The following is an 11,073-nucleotide window of genomic DNA, read 5'->3' as shown; positions in this document are numbered from 1 at the left end:
CTTGCTCATGGTGGATGGTTTGTTGTTTGCTGGTTTCCGACTTCGACAATCAGATTCTCAGCTGAAACCTCCACCGCCTTCAATCTCCCGCCTCAAATCCCCCATACACCAGATTCGAGCTTAGCTCTCGACCACCGTGCTTGGCTAATCGATTCCCGTGCAGTCAGGTATGCGACCGCGTATTTTACGCTGCGCCAGAGTCGTTCGACGAACACGAGTCGCGCCAGCTTCCCTTGCCGTCCTTCGACAACAGGATGCTTTTGCCCAGCACGGCCTCGGTGAACGCCTCGCTGGTGAACTGACTGCCCTATCGGCTTCTTGGCGATTTCAAGATGCCCATACTTCGCAAAGACTTCCTCTAGCTCGCGAACCGCATGTTCGGCTTTGAGGGTTATCGCTACTCGATGCGCAAGCATGCGGTGGCTTGCCCAGTCCTTCGCGACCGCTAGTTACACGAATCCGCGCGCCGTCAGAACGTAGTCGTGTCGAGCCCGCGGACGTGGGTCCCGGCGCTGGATCTTCCGGTTGCGCAGCACGTACGGCCAAGTCTTGTGGGAAGCACTCGTGACTCGTGTTCGACTTGCGATACAGGGCTTCGACGCGCATGCGTTTCATCTCCGTGCTCACGTGCTTGCCGCCGACGACAAGACCCGCGCGCCAGCATCCGAACCTACATGCGCGAGCCAGCAAACGGATGGGTCCAAATGAAGTTCATCGATGCGGCGCATCAGCGCTAGGTCTGCGTCACTGACCGCACGTGGCACGTGGCAGGTACTTGAACCGCAAATCTCGACCAATCTCCCCTGCCGTGAAACCGGCAACGCCTGGGTGCGGGTCAATTATTTCTTTCCCCTCAGCCAACCCGCTTTGCCCTACGAACCGCATAAAATTCATTCGCCAGTGCCAACCGTTCGATCTTCCCGTGTAGCGCCTTCAAATCGACGAGTGTATTGCTTGCAGGTTAACCCGTTGCACCGAACACGTCAGCTGCACGCCCTTGATGTTGCCGCTTCCATTCTATGATTTTTAGTTACCTCGCGATATGCGCTAGTGCGCACCGTAGCATTGCGAACCGCATCCAAGCGGACGACAAGATAATAGAACCGAACCTTGATATGTGCAGAGCTCGCAACACGGTTTTCCCTCACGATCTTGGTTGTCATTCTGGTCAGACTCGGATTTCTTCGCCGGATCGAACGGGAAAGTGGCGTGGCTTCCGCGCTTCATTGCGTCCAACGCCAGAGCTTCAGTAATCACGCCAAGACTTATTCGCGCGTTGGATGAATCGACAACGAAGTAATTGCCCGCTTCTTTGAAGTACTTCCCCACTTGTACTGAATTGGTCTTCGGATACTTTGAAGCGCTATCTTTGTAAAGAAAGGCGAGATATCCGTTCGCCTCGAGTGCTGAGCGGACAATTTCCGCGTATCCTAGATCGCTTCCGTTGAACGAAATAAATACACGATTTGCTTTGTTAGCGGCTTCCCATTTCCGTCGAAATTCAATTTCCGATACATTCTTTCGATGCTTCCTCGTCCTTGTGGCAACGAGATATGCGTCGGTGAAAACACCCACCTCAAACAACTGTCCGAATCGATTCGGTGCCGCCGCAATGGCGAGATCTCCGGCTGGCAAAGTGTCCAGAGGTGCCAATTGCGGGCGATTTCCGCTAAAGGCATCAGACGACAGCGCTCCGCCACGGACGTCAATTCCATGCTTGTCCAGTGCCGGAGCCAGCGTCTTGAGCAAAGGAATGTCGTGGGCCTTAGAGTCAATAAACTCGGCGAAACTCGCAGCACCGGTCAGCGAGAGAATGAGGCATAGCAGAAAAATGCGGAGGGCGCTCATAACGTTCCCTTGCCGTGCTTCGCTCCACGGCCACCATAGACACCCTGCGCAGAAATTGGCGCAGCAGCACTTAGCTCGGTACATTTCCAAGTTCAGATGCCGCTAGCGCAGACTAGAAATCTCTAGCCAGACTAGAAATCTCTAGCGATTATTCTTGACGTAAGGATGTTCGCTAATCAACTAATTAGAAGAGCATTTCGAGTGAGTCGTGAACTTCAAACATCGTGCTCTCGAGCCTCGTGGGGCCAAGCAGGAGCCTGCGTAAGGACAGCGGCAATCCGCCCATCGGACTTGTGCTCTACCGGGCGTCAACATTCCCGTGGCGGTCACACGAGATCGACCGCAGCACGTTGCATCTCGTCGTTAACGTCAATGTACGCCTGAGTTGTCGAGATGTTGTGATGCCCTGCAAGCGACATCAGCACGCGAACGCCGACGCCCTTGTTCGCCAAATTCGTGATGAATGTGCGCCGACCGGAATGGCTGCTCGCTCCGTCAATGCCGACCTGCTTGTACAGCCAGTGGAAGTACTGACACAAGGTATTAGCTGAAAAGCCGTCGCGCTTCTGCGTATAGAACAGTGGCTTGTCGGGCAACCGACACTTGATCGTCGCGACGTACGCCGTCAATTCCTTGCGAAGCCGCTGTCCGATAAACACAGTGCGCGCATGGCGTCCTTTCGTCTGTTCGGCAAGGAGACGGATCTCCGATTTAATCGAGCCGTCGGCATTCACCACGTCGCCGATAAGCAAGGCCGCTACCTCGCCCACACGCATACCAGCCCAATGTGTCATCAGCAGCATGGTCCTATTGCGTGCCGCGTGCTGGTGCAGCGAGATATATGTGAGTACCCGCCTGAGTTCTTTTTCGGTGAACGTTTTTGCCTGTGCCATGTGCCGAACTCCCCTAACCAATGAATTTCCTGCACCGGAGGATGTGTTCTTTGGTTATAGAAATCAACAACTTTGTGACTTGCCTGCGCAGTCAGAAGAAACAAGCACTTACGCGAGAAGCAAAGCTTTTTGCTATTTGCTTTGGTTTCGCACTGTCGGCGACCCGTGACGTTCGTTGAACAGGCAAATGAAATATCAGCGGGCAAGTTAGCGCGAACGCTGATGCCGGTCGACGTACACGTACAGATATGTACGTAGTATCGGTAGCGCTGCGGCTTCATAAATAGACGTGGCAGGAGCAATTCCTGTTGCAGCAATCTGAAGACCCGCTTCGGGTCAATCCAGTCTTATTGTTGAACACTGTTAGAGCGCGTCGGAAGCGGGGGGGTACAGCCCCGCATTCGATTTGGTTGGCTACGGTCTTGCTAAATAGGTAGGCCGGGAGCGCTCCCGTCATCTAACAGTCTTACAACAATAAAAATATGGACAGCACAACCAAAATCTATCTCGTCGATGGAGTCTGCGGCTCAGGCAAGACCCAAGCGATGATCCGACACATCAGCGAATCACATACCGCCAACCTCAAGTTCGTAATCGCACAACCGACAAAACGGCTCTGCGAGGAGACAGCCACACAACTTAGGTCGCTGGGGGTTCCCGTCACCTATGTCTCAAATGACGATCCGAAAATGGCTGGCAAGACATATGCTGTCTACCAGCAGGAAGTTCGCAAGCTTGCGAGCCGACCTTCAGGCGGCGTGGTGATCACGACCCATCATACGTTCTTCGCGAATCAGCACCACGTGACCGAGACCACGCGCAGCAAACTTCACCTGTTCTTTGACGAGATTCCACAGGTAGACAGTACGCTGCATCTCAACGTGAAAAAGCATCACGATTTCATTGAGCAGCATTTCGACGTCATCGAATTCGATGACAACCACCTTCTTGAGTTCAGTATTAGACCCGGCAGCAATGTGGAAATTGAATCAATGCTCGAAGCGGGTTTGGTCGGAACAGACATCTTTCTGAAGGGCAAGGAGGTGCGCGATTTTCTCGCTGTCGCACTTGATGTCGGCCGCAAAAAGTACCTGAACAAAGCCCGCTGGAACACGCGTAATTTCAATGAGTACCAGTTGCATATGCATTCGCTTTTGATGCCCGACGCATTTCATGGCTGGAATACATGCCGCATCATGGGTGCGAATGCGAAGTCGTCCATGATGTACTTCCTGTGGCAACACTACGGCGTCGAATTCGAGGATGACAAAAAATTCGTACTGAAGAAGGCCCACCCGGAGCTTGCCAATCGTCGCATCGAAATCCACTATTTTTCTGGCTGCACATGGTCGAAGAGTCGACGCGATAAGGCATCGAATCGATTTGACAACCTTAGCGTTTCTGTAGACGAACTGTTCCAAGGCGAGCGGTCTCTATGGGTCGCAAACAACGATGTGGAAGATTCCGAATGGAAGGTTAAGAACAGCACGCGTATCAGCAACATCAGCCACGGCATCAACGAATACCGCGAAATCAATAACATTGCCTTTCTCAGTGCACTTAACGACGCCCCTGCACACTTCGAATTTGTTGCGCGGAGATTCGGCGTCGATGACCGCAGTCTAAAGCGTGCAAAAGCACTTGAGACAATGTATCAGGCTGTGATGCGAACATCGCTACGCGTGCCACACTCAACGGAAACGGTCCGTATCGTAGTCGGCGACAAAGATCAGGCCGATTTTCTCAGCGACCTGTTCCCCAACGCAAAGGTGTTCACCCTCAATAACGTCGAAAGCGCATGGGGCGAAGCCCAGAAGACACGAGGTCGCCCCAAGCAACAAATCAAGAAAAGCCAGGATGAGCGCAAGAAGGAATCCAAGCAGCGAGAGAATGCATACCTGCTGGCGCTGGAGCGAGTAACAAAAAATACCATAGACGAAGGCATTATCGTTACTCACGAGTCGTCGATCTATTCGCGTAACAACGAACTCACCAGTGCTACAGCCGCTCGTTGGGACGAAGTGCTTGCACTTTTCACAGAGGCTTTTGACGTTAAGTACGGAGGCAAGAAGGACAACTCGCTGCTGAATTTCGTGTCCTTCAAGTCCGACAGTCGGACCAAGACCAAGACAGACATTGAATACGTCACGGGAATCCAGCTTGATTTTGATAGCGGCATGCTGTCGTGGCAACAGGCAAGCGCGATCTTCAGCGACATCAAGCACTTTACCTATAACAGCTTCAACAACGGCAAGGAAAACACTCTGCGTTTCCGTATCGTGATCCCATTCGACAGACCTGTAACGGTTGAGATTGCCGAAGCGCTTTGGGACGTCCTCGCAGACCGCGTACGTTCCGATGGCTGGTTCGTCGGTCGCTCTCCCAATAAAGCAGAGCAAGCTAGAAATTCTGGCCTTGACGTCAGCAAGCGCCCTGCCAACAGCTTTTACTATGCCCCTTGCCAGTCCGTATCCGGCAAAAAGTGGTCGTTCTTCGATACCAAGTACTGGCATCAGCCCGTATGGAACGTACTTCACGCAATCGGAAACATGACCATCGATTTTCCGGAATATGTCGAAGTAGAAACGACGACCAACAGGGGTGAAGAGTTGAAGGCTCTGATCGATGCAATAAAGAGCCGCGACAACCCTGCGTGCGACGAAGCCGATACCGAGAACAACAGAAGGAAACGCATTATCGAACGTGCGGAAGCTCGCTGGCAACAATGCACTGCTGGTGAAGGCCATCACGAATGGTTCGTACTTGCATACTCCTATTTCCGAGTGGGGCTCGACTTTATCGAGGTCGAGACACGGATGCGCAACCAGTTGCAGTATGCACATAGCCCAGCGGAACGTCGCAACGAGTTGAAGGGAGTCGTGAAGTCGGCCCAGGCGAAGACAAGCCGATGTGCGAGCTAGCCGAACAGGCCAGCTGCTATTGTTAGATTCAGCCAACCAATGCCCTCCCTCAGAAATTCGATTAGATATACGAAGGAGGTATCATTCTTTTCTTGATATCTTGGTTGGTGGAACGCATCCTCTCCTGCATACACATCACAGGAGAGGATTACATGAGCACGCTGAACACCCTGAAGCTTGTCGCAACGAAACGGCCCGGTGCTTTGCCGCAAATCGTGCAACGCCGTAACCGACTGGTCGCGAAGATCTGGGAACAGACGGAACTGGCGAGAGCGCAGCAGGAAGGAAAGTCGTTCTCGCCCACGAAGTACCGTTCCGTGAAGGATGCGGAAACCGGCGAACGCAGTAACGTGGAAGTGCAGAAGCGCGTTCGCGCATGGTGGTTCACCGCCGAAAACGGCAAGCTCTGCATCCAGGTCCGCTACGGCGCGAAAACGCTGGAACTTGCGAAGGGAAAAACGGCAATCGAAGTTGGCTCAACCGACAATCTGATCCCTACGCTCGAAGCACTGAAGGCCGCTGTCGCGGCGGGCGAATTGGACGCACAAATCGAAGCCGTAAGCGAGACTATGCGCAGTGGATTCGCCGCGAAGTAACTGGTGGTGGGCTTGCGCGCTCAGCAAGCGTTAGCGCCAGCCTTGATCGTCGCCGTGGCGCGGGCTGGAGTCCTCCAGTTTGCGCCAGAATTCCCTGTACCGACGAATGATTTCGATTAAAAAGCCCGGCAGTATGCTGCAGCGACTCTTCTGCACGCCATTGCTCCCACATCAACGCTTTCTGGCTCTCGCTGTAATAGATCCGGCGCCTCTGCTTCATTTGCAACACTCCCGCTGCTTATGCAGCGCTCATTGTGTTGCATCGACCGCTTGAATCCTCCGTCGCGTGCTGCCGATCGCAGCCCCCGAAGGTTGAAGCTGCGCATGCAAAATGCAAAGTCGGCACCCGGCCAGTTTCGGTCGCTCGACGTCTGCCGCCAGATCGTTGACAATGTGGCTGCGGAGCATCACAGGATGCCGCTGAAAATCGCCCACCTACAAGCGCCGAAAAGCGCACCACATTAAAGCATCATGCGCCCATGGGAACGCCGCCTCCGTGATCTCGCCCAGTTGTTGCGCAACTGCGGTGAAGCTTATTTTTCACCAGATCTCTTTCGACTGAATACCAATCAGTTTCTCCAAACATCCCGCACAGTTACCTTTATCATCCAGAAAAACAAAGCGACGATTCCAGACTTCGATACGTGGTACAAGGCAAATGTACTTCAGTCTTGGGCAGACGATCGTGTGATGTGTTGGGCCAAGGACGCAAGAAACGTTATCGAGAAGGAAGGCGACTTAGAAATGCAGAGCACACTGCGAGCAACTGTGCTCTTCTCCTATGTTTCCGACGAGGACATGGTTCTTGAGACTGGTCGAAAAGATTTGCTGAAGGCGGACATCGAGCAGCTGCTTCAGGCGGCGCTCCGCAAGCTGCCGCCCGGAATTGCCGATGCCGCTGTACTCAAGATTCAACGTTTGTGGGTAGCGAACTCACTGCCTGATTGCGAGCTCATCTACGCACTCACGTACGCATACTCTCAACTCCATCGGGTCTGTAGCGATCTTGCTGCACACCTGAATTCCGCGCTAGACGCTTCCATTCCACATCCGACCGAGGTCGATCCTTCGTCGACCGATGTTGCAAGGGTCCGCTGCATGAAATTCGGCAAGCCTGGCATCGGAAAGCATTCCATTGTGCGAATGGACGCAGACCCGGATTACAAGCCACCGCCGGCATTGCTACGGCTAAAGGAAGAATTGGCGGCGGCTCCGAAGCCCACATCGCTTCCCGGGGTTGTGGCGGTGCAAGCCAAGATGGCTCAGTGCACATTCGAGCATCATGGAAATCACATGGCAATGCTTGTTCTTTATGACAAGGATTGGAAGCAAATTGACTTCATGTCGACCGCCTTTGCCGATCAAGCTGACAAGTTTCTCTTTTGGCGAAATGTCGCCGACCGCGCGTTCTATCTCAAGGCTTATGCAATGATCTGGACAAGCGAAACTTGGATACGTGATCTCAGAGAACATAACGACCGCCCGATTCGCGCCCTGCCCATTATTGGGGAACAACTGCATGTAGTCGGGGCGGATGCTTCCGGTGCAACCGAGGTCGTAATGTGGAACATCTCCAGGCCGAATGGAGAAGGCGCCCCAGTGCTTACCCCATTAATGCCAACGGATATGCATGGCAAGCCCGGTCGCATGTTCTTCATCGAACCAGTAATCGCTGCGATGAAAATGGTCCGCGCGAATAGTAAAAAGTAACACTTCTGCTCGATGTTGAATGGCCGCTTACGCAAAACGCGAACGTCCCTTATGTGTCGATCACGGTCTCCGGCCGCATAAATACCGGCATACAACGATGGAGACGATACTCATGAGATACCAAGAAATTCTGGCCCAGCCTAACCTGTCCGAGATCGCAGACCTTGAGAAGCAGCGAATCGACGCGCAAAAGAAAGCGGCCAAGCGCCAGACGGTCGCTGCCAAGCGCGCCGACATCCAACATAAGATGCAGAAGCTGCAACAGCAACTGGCAAAGCTCAACGCTAAGCCAATTTAAATCCGATGGTTTCGCTGTCGCCCTTTGTTTTTTAATGCAAGGTCGGGGAGCGAGGCTTACACAGACAACAACTTCTCGCTTCATTTCCGTTGTTTACGCTGTACACGAACTCATACCGCGAACAACAAGCAGGTCCGGTTTCATTCTCAGCCGAGCTTTTGAGCAAGCTCCCTTGCTGATACGTGATAGTAGCGCTTCAGCATCTGCACATTGGAATGTCCCGTCACCGACGCGAGTTCGATCACGTTCGGCAGTTTCTTTGCAAGGTTGCTCGTTGCCATGTGCCGCAGATCGTGAAAGTGAAAGTCTTCGATTCCGGCACGTCTACATGCTCGCGGCCATGCACACAAAACCACGTTCTGACTTGTCGGGATGACACGCTCGTCAACACGATCCAGACTTTCCAGAATCGCAATCGCTGCGCTGCTCAACGGAACATAGCGATCCTTACCGTTTTTCGTTATCGGCAGATAGGCAGTCCGCTCTTCGAAATCGACGTGCTTCCAATGCAGTGACAGCAACTCGCCTTGTCGCATTGCTGTTTCAAGCGCGAGCTTAACCAGCGGCACAAGCCATTTGCTCCGCAACTCGTGACGCTCTGCGTTGAGTTCATGCAATAGTCGTTCAAGCTCCGCAGGTTTCAACAAGCGGTTTCGACCAGGCGGCAATCGCGGCTTCTTCACAAGCTTTGCCGGATTGTTGATGCTAAGCCCCCACTCGCGCTGCGCATGCGTGATCACGGCACTGATTGTCGCGAGCTCGCGACAGACGCATGAGTTTGAAGCCTCTTTGAGCCGTTGATCGCGATACTCGGCAAGTATGCTGGTCGTGAGATTGCGCATGCTGTACTCGGCAATCTTGTGACGCATAATTTTGCCGATGCGGTATTCCTCACTGCGTCTGCTGCGCTTTGTCTGTGTAACCGACTCTTTGTAGCGCCCCAACAGCTTACTGAATGTAATGTCGGTTGTGCCAGCAGGATCGACCCACGTTCCATCGTCCATTGCCGCTTCAACTGAGCGAGCCCAAACCTGCCCTTCGGCTTTTGTCGAAAACGACTTATATTGCGCAGGAAATCCTTTTCGGCTAATTTTTACTTGCCAACGGCCATTCCGTTGGCTGAAAGTTGCCATTTTTCCCTCTGAGTTGCAATTGAGTTGCAAGAGGGTAATTTCTGGCAATTGGCAAAGCTAGAAGCCTTTATGGACGGTTGGCACAAAAATTGTTTAGCACAGCCAATTGATGCACTCGTCGGTAATCATCAGGGCCATGCCGCCACCAACTTTGCTAGAGAAAACAATACATTATAGCTTTTTCGCCCCCGCACGGCCGTGCAATCCCACGCCAGGATCATGGACGGCTGCGCTTCTCGGCCAGGTAGCCTTCGTCGCAAACTGGTTGGCGTATGCGCTGTTCAACGCCAACTGGATGCTGAACATGCCATTCGACACGCGGGAATTGCCGGGCTGTTTCGGCAACAAGGCCAGCAGTGCCTTCATCACATACAGAATGATTAGCGCGCCGGCCAGATCACCCACAAACATCGTGAAGAAGCTTTCGAACCAGTTCTTCGTCGTACCGGCCAGCGCGAACCACAGGTGGTGAAACAGCGCGTTTGCTCCCGAATAGGCGACGGCCAGAACAAGCAGCCGCTTCGGCGTCAGGTTCGTCAGCGATGCGCGCAGATCGAAATACTCGAGCGCAAACCTGTAGACCAGATACGGTGCCAGTGACCCGAGCAAAGCGCCTGCTATTGCACGCACCGGGTCATGCGGAAACCAGTACAGAAAGTCTGTAATCAGTCCGGCAAGCAGCAGGCCGAGTGCACCATCGAACCCAACCAGCAACGTGCTGAGAAGCCGAACACCAGACGGCAGGAAAATCCAGTTGACGCCTCGCACGAAAGACGTGTGCGTAAACACCTCCTGATTGATCCACAGCGACGCCAGGAACGCGATCAGCGTCCCAGCGATCGACCAAAAATGCAAACGTAAGCTAGACATTGCGGTGAGCCATCCTCGGTTGCTTTTGCCGAATGCATCATAGCGTGCCCGTATGGCGTTCCGCGAGCACAAGCAGCAGGCTTTCGGTCACAGATATCGTGACGCTCACGGAAAAAATTTCGCGAGGCCCTCAAGTTCTGCGCGTGCGTTGCTCGGCTGCGAAACAAGGTTGGGGGCGCTTCCTGACTTCGTCAGGCGCGCTGCTTTGGAAAGGCTGGGTGGCTCCAATTATTCGTGTGTGCCCACTTCAGTACTTGATGAAGTCCGCGCCTCTTACCTGGAACTTCGCAGCACATGCGTCGCAGAAGAAGTACGTCGATACCTGTCTGATACCGAGGACAGTCTGCTGGCGTCACACGAATCGTCGGACGCCCTTGAAACGCTGGCGGCGGGAACGCCGCGGATGCTGGTTCCGCCTGTCGCTCGCCCTCCGTGTCTGCTGAGTTCTGGCAACGGAATGTTTCTCGGGGGCTGGGCGCGGTTTGTTGCGTACTGGTGTCGGAAAGACCCAACGATTCCGCTACTCGCGGTAGATTGGCCGATCCTCTACGAGCACGTAGCGCCCTACAGCCTTCGCCACTTGATCGACGATCCTGGTTTTGCATCGACCGGTTGAATCCGCCTTCGGAAAGCAGCCAATCGTCCTCCACCGACGGCTCGAGTTGATCACCCCCACGAACCTTGCCAACGCGCGACTTTATCGTTATAGTTTTTGTAACGGCCAAACCTGAGAGAAATGGTTCGCGTGGAACGCGCTGTCCGGACCGACCGGTTTTCTGGCTCGCGCCGACCGGTCGGTTACGT

The 11,073-nt window shown here is 53.7% G+C and carries 8 protein-coding genes and 1 pseudogene; 4 read left to right on the top strand and 5 right to left on the bottom strand.

Annotated elements, in window-relative coordinates:
* Positions 1-1,047: 1,047 nt before the first annotated feature.
* Both F6X39_RS29825 and F6X39_RS29820 read right to left on the bottom strand, forming a co-directional pair.
* The gene (locus F6X39_RS29825; RefSeq protein WP_187619211.1) at positions 1,048-1,848 is read right to left on the bottom strand and encodes a hypothetical protein; all 801 of its coding nucleotides are present in this window, start codon (positions 1,846-1,848) and stop codon (positions 1,048-1,050) included.
* A 326-nt stretch (positions 1,849-2,174) separates the two neighbouring features.
* Positions 2,175-2,741: a tyrosine-type recombinase/integrase gene (locus F6X39_RS29820; protein ID WP_187619210.1), complete on the bottom strand. Its 567-nt coding sequence runs from the start codon at positions 2,739-2,741 to the stop codon at positions 2,175-2,177.
* Positions 2,742-3,223: 482 nt separating this feature from the next.
* Between F6X39_RS29820 and F6X39_RS29815 the strand changes: the two genes are divergently transcribed.
* Positions 3,224-5,662: a DEAD/DEAH box helicase family protein gene (locus tag F6X39_RS29815; RefSeq protein WP_187619209.1), complete on the top strand. Its 2,439-nt coding sequence runs from the start codon at positions 3,224-3,226 to the stop codon at positions 5,660-5,662.
* A gap of 152 nt (positions 5,663-5,814) precedes the next feature.
* Entirely contained in the window at positions 5,815-6,258 is a 444-nt protein-coding gene (locus F6X39_RS29810) for a DUF6641 family protein (RefSeq protein ID WP_187619214.1), read from the top strand.
* 16 nt (positions 6,259-6,274) lie between these two features.
* On the opposite strand, the pseudogene F6X39_RS37095 reads toward F6X39_RS29810, so the two are convergent.
* Positions 6,275-6,478: pseudogene (locus tag F6X39_RS37095) on the bottom strand (IS30 family transposase); the annotation flags it as partial.
* 251 nt (positions 6,479-6,729) lie between these two features.
* Between F6X39_RS37095 and F6X39_RS29805 the strand changes: the two are divergent.
* Positions 6,730-7,968 (top strand): hypothetical protein, encoded by a 1,239-nt coding sequence (locus tag F6X39_RS29805; protein ID WP_187619208.1) that lies wholly within the window; start codon positions 6,730-6,732, stop codon positions 7,966-7,968.
* Positions 7,969-8,080: 112 nt separating this feature from the next.
* Positions 8,081-8,266, top strand: a complete 186-nt coding sequence (locus F6X39_RS29800; RefSeq protein ID WP_187619207.1) for a hypothetical protein — start codon at positions 8,081-8,083, stop codon at positions 8,264-8,266.
* Between the two features lie 146 nt (positions 8,267-8,412).
* Here F6X39_RS29800 and F6X39_RS29795 read toward each other — a convergent pair whose 3' ends face one another.
* Both F6X39_RS29795 and F6X39_RS29790 read right to left on the bottom strand, forming a co-directional pair.
* On the bottom strand, positions 8,413-9,399 hold the full coding sequence (locus F6X39_RS29795; protein ID WP_187619206.1) for a site-specific integrase: 987 nt from the start codon (positions 9,397-9,399) through the stop codon (positions 8,413-8,415).
* Between the two features lie 171 nt (positions 9,400-9,570).
* Complete coding sequence (locus tag F6X39_RS29790) at positions 9,571-10,341, bottom strand: hypothetical protein (RefSeq protein ID WP_262414855.1); 771 nt, start codon at positions 10,339-10,341, stop codon at positions 9,571-9,573.
* Positions 10,342-11,073: the final 732 nt, after the last annotated feature.

Source organism: Paraburkholderia sp. UCT2, assembly GCF_014397665.1.
Lineage (GTDB): Bacteria > Pseudomonadota > Gammaproteobacteria > Burkholderiales > Burkholderiaceae > Paraburkholderia > Paraburkholderia tuberum.
Note: the sequence above shows the minus strand (reverse complement) of the source record. Positions and strands in the feature narration are given on the sequence as shown.